15 protein-coding genes are annotated in these 17,244 nt (G+C 65.7%); 12 read left to right on the top strand and 3 right to left on the bottom strand.

Annotation, left to right across the window (positions count from 1 at the left end; translation table 11 throughout):
* Positions 1-5 precede the first annotated feature (5 nt).
* Both moeB and LFT47_RS15085 read left to right on the top strand, forming a co-directional pair.
* Positions 6-1,217, top strand: a complete 1,212-nt coding sequence (gene moeB, locus LFT47_RS15090; RefSeq protein WP_236812007.1) for a molybdopterin-synthase adenylyltransferase MoeB — start codon at positions 6-8, stop codon at positions 1,215-1,217.
* Positions 1,218-1,296: 79 nt separating this feature from the next.
* Entirely contained in the window at positions 1,297-2,274 is a 978-nt protein-coding gene (locus tag LFT47_RS15085) for an SDR family NAD(P)-dependent oxidoreductase (RefSeq protein WP_236812006.1), read from the top strand.
* A gap of 566 nt (positions 2,275-2,840) precedes the next feature.
* Here LFT47_RS15085 and LFT47_RS15080 read toward each other — a convergent pair.
* On the bottom strand, positions 2,841-4,169 hold the full coding sequence (locus LFT47_RS15080) for a glutamyl-tRNA reductase (protein WP_236812005.1): 1,329 nt from the start codon (positions 4,167-4,169) through the stop codon (positions 2,841-2,843).
* A gap of 148 nt (positions 4,170-4,317) precedes the next feature.
* On the opposite strand from LFT47_RS15080, the gene hemE reads away from it, so the two are divergent.
* The 10 genes from hemE (at position 4,318) to LFT47_RS15030 (ending at position 15,639) form a co-directional block, all read left to right on the top strand.
* Positions 4,318-5,445, top strand: coding sequence for a uroporphyrinogen decarboxylase (hemE, locus tag LFT47_RS15075; RefSeq protein WP_236812004.1), 1,128 nt, complete (start codon positions 4,318-4,320; stop codon positions 5,443-5,445).
* A gap of 5 nt (positions 5,446-5,450) precedes the next feature.
* Positions 5,451-6,920, top strand: coding sequence for a protoporphyrinogen oxidase (gene hemG / locus LFT47_RS15070; protein WP_236812003.1), 1,470 nt, complete (start codon positions 5,451-5,453; stop codon positions 6,918-6,920).
* Positions 6,921-6,992: 72 nt separating this feature from the next.
* Positions 6,993-7,694 carry a hydrogen peroxide-dependent heme synthase gene (gene hemQ, locus LFT47_RS15065; protein ID WP_236812002.1) on the top strand — a complete coding sequence of 234 codons (702 nt, stop codon included), beginning with the start codon at positions 6,993-6,995 and terminating at the stop codon, positions 7,692-7,694.
* Positions 7,695-7,759: 65 nt separating this feature from the next.
* Positions 7,760-8,935 carry a ferrochelatase gene (locus tag LFT47_RS15060; RefSeq protein ID WP_236818614.1) on the top strand — a complete coding sequence of 392 codons (1,176 nt, stop codon included), beginning with the start codon at positions 7,760-7,762 and terminating at the stop codon, positions 8,933-8,935.
* Positions 8,932-9,918, top strand: a complete 987-nt coding sequence (gene hemC, locus LFT47_RS15055; RefSeq protein ID WP_236812001.1) for a hydroxymethylbilane synthase — start codon at positions 8,932-8,934, stop codon at positions 9,916-9,918. The genes LFT47_RS15060 and hemC overlap by 4 nt, the downstream gene beginning before the upstream one ends.
* Positions 9,919-9,937: 19 nt before the next feature.
* A complete protein-coding gene (locus LFT47_RS15050; protein ID WP_236811999.1) occupies positions 9,938-10,831 on the top strand; it encodes a uroporphyrinogen-III synthase in 894 nt (297 codons plus the stop codon).
* Positions 10,828-11,808, top strand: a complete 981-nt coding sequence (hemB, locus tag LFT47_RS15045; protein ID WP_236811997.1) for a porphobilinogen synthase — start codon at positions 10,828-10,830, stop codon at positions 11,806-11,808. The genes LFT47_RS15050 and hemB overlap by 4 nt, the downstream gene beginning before the upstream one ends.
* Positions 11,808-12,884, top strand: a complete 1,077-nt coding sequence (locus LFT47_RS15040) for an LLM class flavin-dependent oxidoreductase (RefSeq protein WP_236811995.1) — start codon at positions 11,808-11,810, stop codon at positions 12,882-12,884. The genes hemB and LFT47_RS15040 overlap by 1 nt, the downstream gene beginning before the upstream one ends.
* Positions 12,885-12,946: 62 nt before the next feature.
* On the top strand, positions 12,947-14,269 hold the full coding sequence (gene hemL / locus LFT47_RS15035; RefSeq protein WP_236811993.1) for a glutamate-1-semialdehyde 2,1-aminomutase: 1,323 nt from the start codon (positions 12,947-12,949) through the stop codon (positions 14,267-14,269).
* Between the two features lie 62 nt (positions 14,270-14,331).
* Positions 14,332-15,639 (top strand): glycoside hydrolase family 3 N-terminal domain-containing protein, encoded by a 1,308-nt coding sequence (locus tag LFT47_RS15030; RefSeq protein WP_236811992.1) that lies wholly within the window; start codon positions 14,332-14,334, stop codon positions 15,637-15,639.
* An 85-nt stretch (positions 15,640-15,724) separates the two neighbouring features.
* Here LFT47_RS15030 and LFT47_RS15025 read toward each other — a convergent pair whose 3' ends face one another.
* Both LFT47_RS15025 and LFT47_RS15020 read right to left on the bottom strand, forming a co-directional pair.
* On the bottom strand, positions 15,725-16,462 hold the full coding sequence (locus LFT47_RS15025; protein ID WP_236811991.1) for an amino acid ABC transporter ATP-binding protein: 738 nt from the start codon (positions 16,460-16,462) through the stop codon (positions 15,725-15,727).
* A complete protein-coding gene (locus LFT47_RS15020) occupies positions 16,459-17,232 on the bottom strand; it encodes an amino acid ABC transporter permease (RefSeq protein WP_236811990.1) in 774 nt (257 codons plus the stop codon). The genes LFT47_RS15025 and LFT47_RS15020 overlap by 4 nt, the downstream gene beginning before the upstream one ends.
* Between the last annotated feature and the right edge of the window lie 12 nt (positions 17,233-17,244).

Below are 17,244 nucleotides of genomic sequence, written 5' to 3'. Positions count from 1 at the left end.
GGAGTATGGCCACTATTTTTGCTGCCCAAACGTTGCCGCCCTCTCCTTCTGCCGCGCTGCCGCCACTTGTGGAACCGGCCGCGGAGCTGACCACCGAAGAGGTCGAACGGTACTCGCGCCACCTCATTATTCCCGAAATCGGAGCGGCCGGTCAGCGCCGGCTCAAGAACGCAAAAGTCCTCGTGATCGGGGCAGGCGGACTGGGCTCTCCGGCGTTGCTGTACCTGGCCGCGGCAGGAGTGGGGACGCTCGGAATCGTGGACGACGACGACGTCGACCTCAGCAACCTGCAACGCCAGATCATCCACGGCGTGGGCGACGTCGGACGGCCGAAGATCGAATCGGCACGTGACGCCATCAAGGAACTCAATCCGCTGGTCAACGTGCAACTGCACAACGTGCGCCTGGACTCTTCCAACGCTTTGGAGATTTTCTCCGGCTACGACCTCATCCTGGACGGCGCAGACAATTTCGCCACCCGATACTTGGTCAACGATGCTGCCGCGATCCTCGGCAAGCCGTACGTCTGGGGATCCATTTTCCGCTTCGACGGCCAGGTCAGCGTGTTCTGGGAGAAGCACGGCCCTAGCTACCGCGATCTCTATCCAGAAGCCCCTCCTGCAGGCTCCGTCCCGTCCTGCGGCGAAGGCGGCGTGTTCGGCATGCTGTGCGCCGCCGTCGGCTCGCTCATGGTGACGGAGGCCGTGAAGCTGATCACCGGCGTCGGGCGCTCCATGCTGGGACGCGTGGCGCTCTTCGACGCCCTCGGCGGCAGCTGGCGCGAAATCAAGGTCTCGAAAGACCCGGAGGCCAAGCCGATCACTGAATTGACCGACTACGAAGCCTTCTGCGGCATCACCCCGGCCCCCGCAGGCGACTCGGTTCCGACCGTCACACCCACCGAACTTTCCGGGATGCTCGAGGCCCGCGCGGCGGGGCAACGCGACTTTGAACTGGTGGATGTCCGCGAGGTCGGCGAGCACGAGATTGTGAACATCGACGGTTCGGTGCTCATCCCGCAGGGACGCATCCTGGCGGGAGAGGCCTGGACGGAACTGCCGCAAGACAAAGAGATCGTGTTCCACTGCAAGGCCGGCACCCGTTCCGCCACGGTGCTCGCCGCTGCGCAGCGCGCCGGTTACACCCGGGTCAGCCACCTCGACGGCGGGATCCTGGCGTGGGTGCGGGACGTCGAGCCGGGCAAACCGGTCTACTGAACCGACTGTGCTTTTGAACCCACTGTGCCGTTGAACCCAGTGCCGCAGAACACGAAGATCCGATATGAGCGAGGAATCCATGACCACACCGCAACACCCCATCGGATCGGGTTTCGGCCACGGCTCCACGGCTTCGGAAGTTGTGGCCGGAGTCGATCTCCGCGGTAAGACGGCAATCGTCACGGGAGGCTATTCCGGGCTTGGCCTGGAAACGGTGCGGGCGTTGTCCTCCGCTGGCGCCCGGGTCACGGTTCCCGCCCGGCGTCCTGAACACGCTAGGGAAGTCCTCGCCGCGGCCGGCCTGGCCCCGGAGCAGGTCAATGTGGAAACTTTGGATTTGGCCGACCAGCATGCAGTGAAGGATTTCGCGACCCGCTTCCTGGCATCGAACCCAACCCTGGACATCCTGATCAACAACGCCGCCATCATGGCGAGCCCGGAACGACGCGTGGGCCCGGGCTGGGAGTCCCAGTTCGCCACCAACCACTTGGGCCACTTCACCCTTCTCAACACTTTGTGGCCGGCGCTGGCGGCCGCCGGTTCGGCCCGAGTAGTCTCCCTGTCCTCCACGGGACACAAACTCTCGCCCATCCGTTTCGAGGACATCAATTTCGAGACCGGTTACGACAAGTGGAAGGCCTACGGCCAGGCAAAGACCGCAAATGCGCTGTTCGCCGTGGAACTCGACCGCCTGGCTAAATCCGCCGGCGTGCGGACCTTCGCGGTCCATCCCGGCGGCATCATGACCGAGCTCCAGCGCTACCTTCCGCGTGAAGAGATGGTCGCGGCGGGTTGGATGGACGACGCAGGCAACGTCCGCGAGGGTTTCAAGACTCCGGAGCAGGGGGCTGCCACGTCCACGTGGGCGGCCACGTCCTCGGCCCTGGCGGGCATGGGCGGGGTGTATTGCGAAGACTGCGACATCGCCAAGCCCACGGACCCGGCCTCGCCGCTCGCTCGGTACCAAGGAGTGGATGCGCACGCAGTGGATCCGGAAGCCGCAACAAGGCTATGGGCTGTGTCGGCCGAAATGACGGGCGTCAACGCCTTCGCCTAGGATTCGCGGGGCACCACAGTGGGACATGCCCATTCTTGAACCACAACATCAAAGGGACATGCTCATTCTTGGTCATTGCTGCTGGACATGATCCTGTTATGTCCAGTCCTGGTGATCGGGGGAGGGCATGCTCTGCGTGGGGCGAATCAGCGCAGTGACTCGGGAAGCACCGCTTCAGAGGGACATGCTCATTCTTAGTCATTGCTGCTGGACATGATCCTGTTATGTCCAGTCTTAGTGATCAAGGGAGGGCATGCTCCGGGTGGAGCGTACCTGCACGGCGATTCGCGAACCATAACCAGATTTCGAGAACCTAGGGACATGCTCATTCCGAGTCATTGTTGCTGGACATGATCCTGTTATGTCCAGTCTTAGTGATCAGGGGAGGGCATGCTCTGCGTGGGGCGGATCAGCGCAGTGACTCGGGAAGCACCGCTTCAGAGGGACATGCCCATTCTTGGTCATTGTTGCTGGACATGATCCTGTTATGTCCGGTCCTGGTGATCAGGGGAGCGCATGTCCCCAGAGGTGTTGCAGGATGGACCTAGCGGGCTGGGCTACGAGGGCTAGGCGCTTTCAGCCTGCTGGGATGCCTGGTGGTGGTCCACGGGGCATTCAGCTGCTGGAGCCGCCGCAGCCGGCTGTTCCACCTGGATGCCGTACAAGGCCTCGAGGGCTGCCACGTAATCGTCTTGCTGGCCGTTGGCGGCGAGCTCGCGTGCGCGGACCGTGGGGATGTGGAGCAATTGCTTGACCATGCGGCGGAGCGCGAACTCGACTTCTTCAGCCGCGGCGGTGCAGCCGTGCCGGGCCCGGACTTTTTCCATCTCGGCGTCGAGCACGTTCATGGTGTGCCGGCGCAGCGCCACAATGGCCGAATCCACGGACCGGGCTTCGCGCTCTTGCTCGAAGGCCTCTGCCGCACCGGAAACAATAGTGCTCGCTTGCGCTAGCGACTCCGCTTGTTCCTGGGGCGCCGCGAGCCGCACGGATTCGAGCGTCAGGAGCTCGACGCCGTCGAGCTCGCCCACCGCGGGGTCGAAGTCGTGGGTGAGCGCGAGGTCGATCGCGATGAGAGTCTGGGCGGAGAACGCGCGGACCTTGGCAAGCTCTGTGGCCTCGACGCGGGTGTCCGATCCGCTGCAACCGATCATGACATCGGCGGCAGCGACGGCGGCCGGAAGGGTTTCGGCGTCGAGCGCGGTTCCGCCGCGGGTCGCCACGAAAGCCTCCGCGCGGCCGGAAGACGAGTAGACCGAGACGTCGGTGCAGCCGCGATCGCGAAGCAGGGACATAGTGGCCCCGGCGTAGGCCCCTGTCCCGAAGACAACTACCTTCTTGGTGCTCCAGTCGGCGTTCTCTGAGAGGTCCGTGGCGAGGTCCAGGGCAACTGAAACTATGGACAGGCCCCGGGAACCGAGGGCGGTCTGGGCCCCGACGTCCTTGGCCGTCTTGGAAGCGGCCTGGAACAAGCGGACCAGCCCGGAACTCGCGGTCCCTTCGTGCTGGGCAGTGATGAGGGCGCGGCGCACTTGGCCGGCGATTTCGCGTTCGCCGACGACGGCGGAGTCCAGTCCGGCGCTGACGGCGAAGAGGTGCCTGCTGACCTCAGGGCCGGTGCGGGTGCTGAAGGCGCGCGAGACGAGTTTCTCGCTGAGTCCGCTCAAGCCACTGATCTGCGTGACGAGCGCCGAGCGGGCAGCTTCAAGGTTCTCGGCGTGCGGCGTTTCGCCGTAGATTTCGTAACGGTTGCAGGTAGCCAGGACCACGGCGCCTGACACAAGTTGGGAATCGGCCAAAGCGGACGAGGCAACCTCGGATGAACCGTTGCTCAACTGAGCGACGGTCTCAAGATCGATGTCGGCGTGTGTAGCCACCAATGAGAAAAGAACCACAGCAAAGCAATCATAGCTTTTTCGGCGCCATGTAGAACAACGCGCGCGAGTGGTTCTCCGCACTGTCCGGAGTGACGCCCGTCACCTCGCAGTGCGCGGGACAGGCTGTCGTTATCTTTTGATCCCGATCTTCGGCACAATCGAAGGCATGACTTCCAGTTCCGCACTGCCTCATTCTGTGTCGGCCAACGGCGTTTCCGGCACCGCCGCCTCGAGCCTTGATGCAAGCCACCCGCTCATGGATGGCCGCACCGCAGACTCCCCGCTGATCCAGGCATACCGTGGAGGCAAGCCGTCCCGCCGTCCGGTGTGGTTCATGCGCCAGGCCGGCCGCTCGTTACCGGAGTATCTCAAAGTCCGTGAAGGCGTGGCGATGCTGGACTCCTGCCTGCGTCCCGAGCTCGCCTCCGAGATTACTTTGCAGCCTGTCCGCCGCCACGACGTTGATGCGGCCATCTTCTTCTCGGACATCGTCATTCCCCTCAAGCTGGCGGGCGTCGGCGTAGACATCGTCCCCGGCGTGGGTCCTGTCCTGGACAAGCCCGTCCGCACGGCCGCTGACGTGGCCGCCCTGCCGCAGCTCACCTGGGAAGCCCTTGAGCCGATCCGCGAGGCCGTGCGCCTGACAGTGGCGGAGCTCGGCACCACGCCCCTGATCGGCTTCGCCGGTGCGCCGTTCACGCTCGCCGCCTACATGGTGGAAGGCAAGCCTTCCCGCGACCACCTCGGTCCGCGCACCATGATGCACGCCGATCCGGAAACCTGGACCGCCCTGGCCAACTGGGCAGCCGACGCATCGGGCATGTTCCTGCGGGCGCAACTGGAAGCGGGCGCCTCCGCAGGGCAACTGTTCGACTCCTGGGCCGGTTCCCTTGGCTTGGCCGACTACGCCAAGTACGTCGCCCCCGCCTCGAGCCGCGCCCTTGACCACGTCCGCCACCTCGGCGCGCCGCTGGTCCACTTCGGTACGGGAACGTCCGAGTTGCTCGTCGCGATGCGGGACGTCGGCGTGGATGTCGTAGGCGTGGACTACCGGCTGCCGCTTGACGAAGCAAACCGGCGACTGGGTGGCACCGTGCCCTTGCAGGGCAACATGGACCCAGCGCTGCTTTCCGCCCCGTGGGAGGTCCTGGAAGCCCATGTGCGCGAGGTCATCGCCGCCGGTTCCGCAGCGCCGGGCCACGTCCTGAACCTCGGCCACGGCGTGCCTCCCGAGACGGACCCCGCCGTCCTGACCCGGGTAGTGGAACTCATCCACTCGATCCCGGCAGGATAGCGGGCATGCGCGGGACACATGCACGGCCCGAACACGCACTTCCGGAAGATTCAGCAACTAGGCTGACGGCCGTCGTCGTGGGCGGCGGCATTTCCGGCCTGCTCGCCGCCCGCGGGCTGGCCAAGGCCGGCATCGCTGTCACCGTGCTCGAAGCGGGCGACGCGTGGGGCGGTTGCGTGGGCCGCCACACTGTTGGCGGCCTTGAGCTGGACAGCGGGGCGGAATCCTTCGCCACGCGCTCCACCGCCGTGGCCGATCTCGCCCGCGACCTCGGGCTCGGCGGCAACATCGTGGCGCCCCATCCTGGCGGAGCCTGGGTGCAGTTGCCCGACGGCCCGCAGGAACTACCCAGGACCGGAGTGCTCGGAATTCCGGCGAACCCCTGGGACCGCGAGGTCCGCCGGTCCTTGGGCTTCGCGGGCTCCTTGCGGGCCTCGCTCGACCGCTACCTGCCCGTCTCTGTGGGTACCGCCGCCGAAGTTACGAGTGTCTCCTCGTTGGTCCGGGCGCGGATGGGCAAGCGGGTCCTCGATCGACTTGTGGCACCGGTCGTCGGGGGGGTGCACTCCGCGGATCCCGGACTGCTCGACGTCGACATGGTGGCCCCCGGGCTGCGCGCCGCATTGCGGAAACACGGTTCGTTGGCCGCCGCGGTGGCCAGCCAGCGCGTAGCCGGTCCAAAGCAAAACGGAACCGGGGCGGCGAAGGCCGGATCCGCCGTCGGCGGCTTGAAAAGCGGAATGAACACCCTCGTCTCCGCCCTCGTCGCGGAGCTGCGTTCGCAGGGGGTCGCCCTCGTTTCCGGTGCCCGGGTGGAGTCGATTTCCCGCACTGAAAGCGGTTGGCAGGCCAGCGCAGCGGGCACAACCTACGACGCCGGCCGGCTCGTGGTGGCGCTCGACGGTCCGGCCGCCGTCGGGCTGCTGGAGGGGGCGCTTCCGGAGCTGTCGGCGCTGCGTCCCGCCCCGGGCCCCTTGGTGAGCCTCGTGACCCTGGTGGTGGACGTGCCCGAACTGGACCGCCGTCCCCGCGGCACCGGCATTCTCGTTGCTCCTCAAACCGAGGGGATCGAGGCGAAAGCGCTCACGCATGCCACGGCAAAGTGGGACTGGCTGGCGGAAGAAGCCGGCCCCGGCACGCACGTGCTGCGCCTGTCCTATGGGCGGGGCGAGGGAGCGGACGCCCCTGAATCGGCGGCCGAGCTGGCCGACGATGCCCTGTTTGAGGCTGCGCTCCGCGACGCCTCGACCTTGCTGACGGTGCCGATTGTCCGCGAAGACGTGCTTGATTGGGACGTTGTCCGCTGGGCGGGCGCGTTGCCGTTCGCCGCCGTCGGTCATAAACAGCGCGTTGCCGAGGTGCGGCGCATCTGCGCCGAAGCAGAGGGTTTGTCGGTTGTGGGTGGCTGGCTCGCCGGAAACGGCCTGGCCGCGGTGGTTGCGGACACGTCCGCGCAGATCGACGCAATTTTGTGAAATGCACCACTTCTACGCCTTGTAGAAGTGGTGCATTTCGACTTAGCGGCATCCACGGGGCAGACTTGTACCATGAGCCACACTTCTGCCGAATCTGTCACTAAAACTGCCGAATCCGAAGAGCAGTTCTTTACGCTGTGGACCGTCTTCAAGCGGTCGGGCGATGTCCTGCGCAGCACCGATGCTGTCCAGGATTTCGAGAAGCTGGCTGCCAAGCTCGCCGAGGACGGCGTTGTCCTCCGCGGAAGCTACGACGTCTCCGCGATGCGGTCCGACGCCGACATCATGGTGTGGCTCCATGGAGCCAAACCAGAGGCCCTGCAACAGGCCGTCCGTGACATCCGCCGCAGCGCGCTGTTCGACGGCACCGAGATGGTCTGGTCCGCCATGGGCGTCCACCGCGAAGCCGAATTCGCCAAGAACCACGTTCCGGCCTACGCCCGCGGCGTCGAGCCGAGCACCTGGCTGTGCGTTTACCCGTTCGTGCGCTCCTACGAGTGGTACATCCTCCCGGCCGAAGAGCGTGGAAAGATGCTGCGCGATCACGGCATGCTGGGCCGCGACTTCCCCCAGGTCATTTCCAACACGGTGTCCTCGTTCGCCTTGGGCGACTGGGAGTGGATCCTCGGACTGGAAGCACCCGAACTCGTTGATCTGGTGGACCTCATGCGCCACCTGCGGGCCACGGACGCCCGCAACCACGTCCGCGAGGAAATCCCGTTCTACACCGGCCGCCGCATCACTGCCGCGGAGATCGCCGAGGTCCTCGCGTGAGCGGCCGTCACTCCGCCGGTCCGGCCAGCCTCACCGAGGTCAATGACGTCACCGAGGCCGGACGCATGGCTCCCAAAGAGTACGACGCCGTCCTCCTCGCCTCGTTCGGCGGGCCCGAAGGCCAGGACGACGTCATTCCTTTCCTGCGCAATGTGACCCGTGGCCGCGGCATCCCGGATGAGCGCCTCGAAGAGGTGTCCCACCACTACCGCGCCTTTGGCGGGATCAGCCCCATCAACCAGCAAAACAGGAACCTCAAGGCCGCCCTCGAGGCGGAGCTTGCGGCGCGCGGGATCAGCCTGCCCGTGCTGTGGGGCAACCGCAACTGGGATCCCTACATCCCGCAGACGCTCCAGGAAGCCTACGACGCCGGCCACCGCAAGCTGCTGATGGTCACCACCAGTGCTTATTCCTGTTACTCCAGCTGCCGCCAATACCGCGAGGACATCGGCATTGCGCTGACGGAGACCGGCCTTGACGGCAAACTCGAGGTGGACAAGGTACGCCAGTACTTCGACCACCCCGGCTTCGTCGAACCGTTCGTGGAAGGAACGGCTGCGGGACTTGCGGAGGTCAAGGCGAAACTGGCCGCGGCCGGTCTCCAGGACGCTCCCGTCCACATCCTGTTTGCCACGCACTCCATTCCTACCCGCGACGCCGAGGCCGCCGGGCGTTCGGACGCCGAGCCCCGCGAGTTCGAGCAGGACTCGGCATATGTGGCCCAACACCTGGCCGCCGGCGCCGAGGTTGTTCGGCGGGTCGAAGCCGAATCCGGACTCACCGCACCATGGTCCTTGGTGTACCAGTCCCGTTCGGGCGCACCGAGTGTTCCATGGCTTGAGCCGGACATCAACGATGCCATTGAGGAACTGGCCGGCCAGGGGATCAAGGGCGTCGTGATCGTTCCGCTCGGTTTCGTCTCCGACCACATGGAAGTGGCCTGGGACCTGGACACCGAGGCCTTGGAAACGTGCAAGAACCTCGGGCTCACGGCGACCCGCGTCCCCACGCCGGGAACCCACCGCAAGTTCGTTTCCGGCTTGGTGGACCTCATTTGCGAGCGGACCGCAGCCAACAACATCGCCGATCGCCCTGCCATGACCGGGCTGGGACCGTGGTACGACATCTGCCGTCCCGGCTGCTGCGCCAACTTCCGTGGAGAGAAGCCCACGATTGCGGGTGCGGACACCACAGTGGGCACCGGACATGATGCCTACCCCGTAGGAGAAAACGCGAAATGACCGTACGGATCGGCACCCGCGCGAGCAAACTCGCGCTCACCCAGAGCCAGCAGGCCGCGGACCAGCTGGCCGCCGTCGGTGGCTTTCCCGTTGAACTGGTGCGCATCAAGACCGAAGGCGATGTCCGGACGGGCTCGCTGTCCCAGATGGGCGGCACGGGAGTCTTCGTCGCCGCCCTTCGCGACGCGCTGTTGGAGAACGCGTGCGACGTCGCGGTGCACTCCCTGAAGGATCTCCCCACGGGTGCGGCGCCGGGACTCACCATTGCCGCAACGCCCAAACGCGTCGACGTTCGGGACGCCTTGTGCGCCCGTGACGGGCTCAAGTTGGCGGATCTTCCGGCAGCCGCGAAGGTCGGCACCGGATCGCCGCGCCGCGCCGCCCAGCTGCGCGCCGCCCGCCCGGATCTGGACGTCGTGGACATCCGCGGCAACGTCGACACCCGGCTGGGCCGCGTTCCGGGGCTCGCCGGCAACGCGGAAGATTCACCCGGGGACCTCGACGCCGTCGTCCTCGCCGCGGCGGGTCTGGAACGGATCAGCAGGCTCGACGTCGTGACGGAGTTCTTCGAGACCGACGTCATGCTTCCTGCTCCCGGACAGGGCTCACTTGCGATCGAGTGCCGCACCGTCGACGCTCCCGGGCAGTCCGGCTCGGCCGAAGGTGCCCAGGGCGCCCTCGCCCAGGCCCTGGCCGCATTGAACGATGAAGACACCCGGCTGGCCGTCACCGCGGAGCGCGCCGTCCTGGCCCGCCTCGAAGCCGGCTGTGCAGCGCCCGTTGGCGCCTACGCTTACCGCAAGGGCAGCATGCTGTACCTTGAAGCCGTTGTCTGCGCCGTGGACGGGAGCAAGTCGGTACGCGAGAAAAAGGCCACTGACGGACTCACTGAGGTGGGCGCCACGTTGCTGGGCATCGAAGTCGCCGAACTCCTGCTTGCCGCCGGTGCCGCGGACATCACAGATCTTGCAGCTTCCCGATAACCGGAGCCAACAGGAGACCATGGGACGGCACAGCGCGGTGAAGTCGGGGGAGGCCCGGGTCCTTGAAGGCGCCCGGGTCCTTGTGACGCGCAGCCCGGACCGTGCCGCCCCGCTCGTCAGCGCCCTGCGCGAAGCCGGCGCGGAACCGTTCCTGTTGCCCTTGATCGACTTTGAGCGTGCCCGGGACCAGCATTCCCTCGAGGTCGCCTTGGACGCCCTCCGCGCGGGAGCGTACGGCTGGTTGGTGGTCAGCAGTATCACCACGGTGCGGGCCCTGAAGGAAAAAGCGGCCGAGCGTCGCTTGGAGTTGAAGGACCTGCTCCCGGATTCCGTCCGGATCGCGACGATCGGTCCGTCGAGCCGGCGGGTCCTCGAAGCGGAGGGCATTCCCGTGGACCTCGCGCCGGAAGACGCCCAGTCGGCCGCGGGACTCGTGGCAGTCTGGCCGACAGGCCCGGGCAGTGTGCTGTTGCCCCAAGCGGACATCGCCGACGCGATGTTGGCGGAGGGGATCGAAGCCAAGGGAGCCGCGGTCCAGTCAGTGACGGCCTACCACACGGTGGACTACCCGGCAGCCCCCGAACGCAGGCTGACTGCTGCCTTGGTAGCGGCGAACGGCTGGAAGACAGGGGCGGGATCCGGGGCGCCGGAGCTCACCCCCGAAGCCGCCAAGGCCGAACTTTCCAGCGGCCGGCTCCACGCCGTCGTCGCCGCTTCACCCAGTGCGGCACGCCGCATCCACGCCTCGCTGGGGCCGCTGCGGGATTGCCGCTTTATTGCGATCGGGCGCTCGACGGCGGCAGAGGCCGCCGCTCTCGGCATCCCGGTCGCGGCAACCGCCAAAGAACCCTCACCCGACGGCATCGTGACCGCCCTACGCACCGTATTCGCCACCGAAGGGAACGAAAGTTGAGCTTTCCAAACCACCGGCCCCGCCGGCTCCGCACCACCCCCGCCATGCGCCGGATGACCGCCGAACACCGGTTGGCTCCCGCGGACCTCATCCTGCCCGCCTTTATTCGCGAAGGACTCAGCGAACCGGCACCGATCAGCTCCATGCCCGGTGTCGTGCAGCACACCACCGACTCGCTCAGGCGCGCCGCTGCGGAAGCCGTGGAACTTGGCGTCAGCGGCATCATGCTGTTCGGTGTTCCGGCCGTCCGCGATGCCCGCGGCACAGCGTCCCTGGATCCGGACGGCGTGCTGAACAAGGCCATCCGGGATGTCCGCGCGGAAGTCGGCGATGACCTGGTGGTCATGGGCGACGTGTGCCTCGACGAATTTACCGACCACGGCCACTGCGGTGTCCTGGACTCCAACGGCTACGTGGACAATGACGCCACCCTTGAAATCTACGCTCAAATGGCAGTCGCGCAGGCCGACGCCGGAGCCCACGTCCTGGGGCCGTCCGGGATGATGGATGGCCAGATCGCCGTGATTCGCCAGGCCCTTGAGGAGGCCGGACACCAGAACACCGCGGTCCTGGCCTACGCGGCGAAGTACGCCTCCGCCTTCTACGGCCCTTTCCGCGAAGCAGTGGACTCGCAGCTCAAGGGTGACCGCCGGACGTATCAGATGGATGCCGCCAACCGCCGCGAAGCGATCATCGAGGTGGAACTCGACCTCGAAGAGGGCGCGGACATGGTGATGGTCAAGCCGGCCATGAGCTACCTCGACATCCTCGCCGACGTCGCCGCCATGAGCCCGGTTCCCGTTGCGGCCTACCAAATCTCCGGTGAATACGCCATGATCGAAGCGGCTGCCGCGAACGGCTGGATCGATCGCCGCGGCGCCATCACAGAATCCGTGCTCGGCATCAAGCGGGCCGGCGCCGACATGGTGCTGACGTACTGGGCCTCCGAACTTGCCGGCTGGCTTAAGGAGTCCTGATGACAGATACCGCTTCCACACCCACGGCCCCTGTAGGAGCTACGGAAATCCTCCTCGGACTGAATACTTTCGGTGACGCCGGGGTGGACGCCGACGGCAATCCGAAACCGCATGCACAGGTTTTGCGGGAGCTGCTGGCGGAAGCGGAACTGGCGGACGCCGTCGGGCTTCATGCCTTTGGGGTGGGGGAGCACCACCGCCGCGACTTCGCTGTCTCCGCGCCCGAAGTGTTCCTGGCGGCCGCCGCCGCCCGGACATCGCAGATCAAACTTGGTTCGGCGGTCACCGTGCTCAGCTCCGACGACCCCATCAGGGTCTTCCAGCGCTTCTCGACCGTTGACGCGATCTCCAACGGTCGTGCGGAGGTGATGCTGGGCCGCGGCTCGTTCGTGGAATCGTTCCCCCTGTTCGGCCTGGACCTGGCGGACTACGAAGTCCTGTTCGAGGAGAAGCTGGAACTCTTCGACAAGGTCCGGGCCCAGAAGCCCGTGCATTGGGAAGGCCGTACCCGGCCGAACGTGAACGGAATGAGCGTCTTTCCGCCGCTGGAACACCACTTGCTGCCAACGTGGATCGGTGTGGGCGGTACCCCTGAATCGGTGCTGCGCTGCGCCCAATACGGCTATCCGATCATTTTCGCCATCATCGGCGGGGAACCGCGCCGCTTTGCCCCGCTCGTGGAGCTCTACCGCGAGGCAATGGGGAAATATGGACACCCCATGCAGCAGATTGCCACGCACTCGCCCGGCTACGTCGCTCCCACCGACGAGCAGGCCCGGGAGGAACTGTTCCCGCATTGGCTTGCCCAGCGCAACCGCATCGGCGCCGAGCGCGGCTGGGGACCGGCGAGCAGGGGCGAGTTCGACGCCATGTGCGGCCCTGAGGGTGCACTTTACGTGGGTTCCCCGGAAACGGTCGCCCGGAAGATCGTCCTGCTGAAGCGGAACCTCGGCGTCGACCGTTTCGACCTGAAATACAGCAACGGAACCCTGCCCCACGAATCCATGATGCGCTGCATCGAACTCTTCGGCACCGTGGTGGCCCCACTGGTGGCCAAGGAGCTTGCCGACGCTTGAACGCGGCTGAACCGTCTCTGCCGGCGCCTGAACCTCCCCGATTCCCTGAAAGAATGGACACCATGACTTCAAACACCCCTGTCTCCGACCAGCTGTTCGACCGCGCCCGTTCCCTGATGCCCGGCGGCGTCAACTCTCCGGTGCGCGCCTTCGGTTCCGTCGGCGGCACTCCGAAGTTCATGGTTTCGGCCCAGGGTCCGTACTTGACTGATGCGGATGGCCGCGAATACGTCGACCTCGTGTGCTCATGGGGCCCGGCGCTGCTGGGTCACGCGCACCCGGCCGTCCTCGACGCCGTCCACGCCGCCGTCGACCGCGGCTTGTCCTTCGGCGCCTCCACGCCGGATGAAGCAAACCTCGCCGCGATCGTCAAGGAACGCGTCTCCGCCGTCGAACGCATCCGCATGGTGTCCACGGGCACCGAGGCCACCATGACCGCCGTACGTCTGGCCCGCGGGTTCACTGGCCGCAACCTGATCGTGAAGTTCGCCGGTTGCTACCACGGCCACCTTGATGGACTGCTCGCCGCGGCCGGCTCGGGCCTTGCCACCATGGCTCTGCCCGGTTCCGCAGGGGTCACTGAAGCTGCCGCCGCTGAGACCCTCGTCCTGCCGTACAACGACCTCGGCGCGGTGGAAGCCGCTTTCGCCGCGCACGGCAACAACATCGCTGCCGTCATCACCGAAGCCGCTCCCGCCAACATGGGCGTCGTCACGCCGAACGAAGGCTTCAACGCGGGACTGTCCCGCATCACCCGCGAACACGGCGCGCTGTTGATCCTGGACGAGGTACTCACCGGCTTCCGCACCGGTTACGCAGGCTACTGGGGCCTTACGGGCCGCCAGGAAGGGTGGACGCCGGACCTGCTGACCTTCGGCAAAGTCATCGGTGGCGGCATGCCGACGGCGGCGCTCGGCGGGCGTGCGGACGTCATGGATTACCTTGCGCCCCTTGGCCCGGTGTACCAGGCAGGAACCTTGTCCGGGAACCCGGTGGCGATGGCCGCCGGCGTCGCCACCCTGACGCTCGCGACCCCGGAGGTCTACAGCTTCGTGGATGCCCGCTCGCTGGAACTCTCGGCGGCGCTCTCATCGGCGCTGGACACCGCCGGCGTGGACCACTCCATTCAGCGCGCAGGGAACCTCTTCTCCGTGGCCTTCGGTACTTCGGCCAGCGGAGTCCACAACTACGCCGACGCCCAGGCCCAAGAGGTCTTCCGCTACGCACCGTTCTTCCATTCCATGCTGGACTCCGGCGTCTACCTGCCGCCGTCCGTCTTTGAGGCATGGTTCCTGTCTGCTGCCCACGACGACGCGGCGATGAACCGGATCTTCGACGCGCTCCCTGCGGCAGCCAAGGCCGCAGCGGAGGCCACCGCGTTGTAGCGGGTCTTTTCCGATGTTTTGCAGCCTGGTCCTTGCACGCCCCGCCGGGCCGGGAGCAGGCTGTGCGCAACGATCGAATCGACAAGGCGATGATTTATCTGCTCAAGCCGTCCAGAATTTCACTGCTCGTGCTTTTCGCCCTGATGGCCGGGGCATTTGCCGGTATTGCGCATGCCGACGCCCCTGACCGCGGGGTCACGGCCGTCGGAGACCCGCCCCCGGCGCCAAGCACCCCACAGGCCGCCCCGGTCCCCGAATTTTCCATCTCTCCGTCCGGGGCATCACCGAGTGCTTCTGCAACGCCAACCCGGCCTGCTGATCCGCCGCCTCCGCACCCGACGCCGGAACAGCGGCTCGCGGGCCTGACCCTGGAACAACGGGTAGGGCAGTTGTTCATGGTGGCGGCCAAGGCCGACGGAAGCGATTCGAGTGCAGTGGCCGATCTCCTGAACAACCACGTGGGCAACATCTATCTGGCCGGACGCAGCCAGGCAGGCGTTGCGGCAACGGCATCGGTTGTGGAAACGCTGAGGGCAGCGATTTCGCCGGCCTCAAGCGGAGGGTTGCCTCTGTCCGTCGCGACGGACCAGGAAGGTGGCTCCGTCCAAGTCCTCAGGGGGCCTGGATTCCAGGCTATTCCCGCAGCCTTGGACCAGGGCAATTCGAGCCCCGAACAACTACGCGCCGATGCCCGGAACTGGGGGTCCGAACTCCTGCGCGCCGGAGTGAATGTTGACCTGGCGCCGGTACTGGATACGGTTCCCAGCCCCGAATTCGCGCCCTCGAACAAGCCCATTGGGGCGTTCAAGCGCGAATACGGCTTCACCCCGTCCGCGGTGTCCGAGCACGGGAACGCGATGGCGGCCGGACTGCGTGACGCGGGGGTGGCGCCGGTGGTCAAGCACTTTCCAGGAATGGGGCGCGTCAGCCTGAACACTGACGTCAGCGCGAACGTCCACGACGCCGAAACCACCCGGACGGATCCGTACCTGATGCCGTTCAAAGCGGCGATCGACGGCGGACTCCGGTGGGTCATGATTTCGAACGCCTACTACGACAAGATCGATCCCGACCATGTGGCCCCGTTTTCGTCGGTGATCATGCGCACCATGTTGCGGACGGACGCGGGGTTCACCGGCATCATAGTGTCCGATGACCTTTGCAACGCCGTGCAGATGTCGCCTTGGAGCATGGGGGATAGGGCAACGAACTTCATCGGGGCGGGCGGCACCATGGTTCTGTGCGCAGACACTGCTTCGGTTCCTGCGATGTACACCCAGGTCCTGCAACGTGCGCAGGGCGATCCTGAATTCCGCAAATCAGTCGATGCCGCTGCTTTGACTGTTCTTCAAGTGAAGGCAGGGCAGTAGCCCGGACGGGAAAAATCCCCGGTTTCCGGACGGTTCACCACTGTGGGTGGTTCGTCCGGAAACCGGGGATTTTCGTTGTTAAGGCTTAGAGCACGTCCGAAAGGAAGCCCTTCAGGCGATCGGTCCGCGGCTCCGTGAAGAGTTGTTCCGGCGATCCGGTTTCCACGACGACACCTGCGTCCATGAACGTCACGGTGTCGGACACGTTCCTTGAGAAGCCCATTTCGTGGGTTACAACCACCATCGTCATGCCGCCCTTGGCCAGATCGGTCATGAGCGCCAGAACGCCCTTGACCAATTCAGGGTCCAGGGCCGATGTTGCTTCGTCGAAGAACATCACTTCGGGCTTCATGGCGAGCGCCCGGGCAATGGCCACTCGCTGCTGTTGCCCGCCGGAGAGGTTGGCTGGCCGGGCATCGGCCTTGTGCTTGAGGCCTACGAGGTCCAGTTGGGCCAGGGCATCCTCCCGTGCCTGCTCCTTGGACATGCCACGGAGCTTCCGCAGTGCGAGGGAGACGTTTTCCGCCACGGTCTTGTGCGGGAACAGGTTGAACTGTTGGAAAACCATGCCGATCCGCCGGCGCAGTTCATCCGGGTTGTCCTTGAGCACCGAACGGCCGTCGAGCAAAATGTCACCCTGCTCGGGTTCGATGAGCCGGTTCATGACCCGCAGGAGCGTGGATTTCCCCGAACCGGAAGGACCGATCACGGAAGCCGTGGTCCCCTTCTCGACGTGCAGATCGATGCCGCGCAGGACATGGTTGGACCCGAAGGACAAATGGATGTTTTTAGCCGTCAGTGTTCCTGAAGCGAACTCGCTCATGCCTGGGCTCCCTTCCCGACGACGGCGGCCGCCTCGTCCGGTTCTTTCTTTTCCGGTCGTCCCGAACGAAGGCGGCGGTCCAGCCAGTTCACGAAATGCGTCAGCGGAATCGTCATGACCAGGTAGAACAGCCCCGCCGCCACGTAGGGGGACAAGTTGCCGCTCGTCGACGCAAAGTCCTTGCCGATCTGGAAAACTTCCCGTTCAGAGGCCAGGAGGCCCAGGACGAACACCAAGGAGGACTCCTTGATCAGCGCAATGAACTGGTTCACGAGCGCGGGCAGCACGCGGCGAACACCCTGGGGAACCACCACAAGCCTCATGGCAGGGCCGTAGCCGAACCCCAGGGCGCGTGTTGCCTCGAGCTGCCCCTTGTCGACGCTCTGGATGCCCGAGCGGAAGATCTCGCCGATGTACGCCGCCGACATCAGGGACAGAGCCGCGACAGCCAACGGGTACGGGCTTGTTGAACCCGTCAAATGCCGGATGATGGGTCCGAAACCGAGGCCGATCACGAGGATCGTGAGTACTGCCGGGAGTCCGCGGAGGACATCCGTGTAGATCCTGGCAATCCACCGGGCGACAGGATTCCGGGAGATCCCCATGAGGGCGAGCAACATCCCGAGCAGCGTTCCGATGATGCCGGAGGTGACGGCGAGGACAAGCGTGTTCGGCAAGCCGACCGCGAACATCTTGGGGATGACTTCGCCCATCGCCTTCCAGTCGAGGAAGGTCTCGCCGAGCTGTTTGAGGATTTCCTGGAGATCCATGGAACGCCTGGG

The organism is Arthrobacter sp. FW306-2-2C-D06B (assembly GCF_021789175.1).
GTDB lineage: Bacteria > Actinomycetota > Actinomycetes > Actinomycetales > Micrococcaceae > Arthrobacter.
Note: the sequence above shows the minus strand (reverse complement) of the source record. Positions and strands in the feature narration are given on the sequence as shown.

Bases quoted from the DNA above. Each gene is read 5' to 3' on its own strand.
- moeB (WP_236812007.1), top strand. From the start codon at position 6: ATGGCCACTATTTTTGCTGCCCAAACGTTGCCGCCCTCTCCTTCTGCC.
- LFT47_RS15085 (WP_236812006.1), top strand. From the start codon at position 1,297: ATGACCACACCGCAACACCCCATCGGATCGGGTTTCGGCCACGGCTCC.
- hemE (WP_236812004.1), top strand. From the start codon at position 4,318: ATGACTTCCAGTTCCGCACTGCCTCATTCTGTGTCGGCCAACGGCGTT.
- hemG (WP_236812003.1), top strand. From the start codon at position 5,451: ATGCGCGGGACACATGCACGGCCCGAACACGCACTTCCGGAAGATTCA.
- hemQ (WP_236812002.1), top strand. From the start codon at position 6,993: ATGAGCCACACTTCTGCCGAATCTGTCACTAAAACTGCCGAATCCGAA.
- LFT47_RS15060 (WP_236818614.1), top strand. From the start codon at position 7,760: ATGGCTCCCAAAGAGTACGACGCCGTCCTCCTCGCCTCGTTCGGCGGG.
- hemC (WP_236812001.1), top strand. From the start codon at position 8,932: ATGACCGTACGGATCGGCACCCGCGCGAGCAAACTCGCGCTCACCCAG.
- LFT47_RS15050 (WP_236811999.1), top strand. From the start codon at position 9,938: ATGGGACGGCACAGCGCGGTGAAGTCGGGGGAGGCCCGGGTCCTTGAA.
- LFT47_RS15040 (WP_236811995.1), top strand. From the start codon at position 11,808: ATGACAGATACCGCTTCCACACCCACGGCCCCTGTAGGAGCTACGGAA.
- hemL (WP_236811993.1), top strand. From the start codon at position 12,947: ATGACTTCAAACACCCCTGTCTCCGACCAGCTGTTCGACCGCGCCCGT.
- LFT47_RS15025 (WP_236811991.1), bottom strand. From the start codon at position 16,462: ATGAGCGAGTTCGCTTCAGGAACACTGACGGCTAAAAACATCCATTTG.
- LFT47_RS15020 (WP_236811990.1), bottom strand. From the start codon at position 17,232: ATGGATCTCCAGGAAATCCTCAAACAGCTCGGCGAGACCTTCCTCGAC.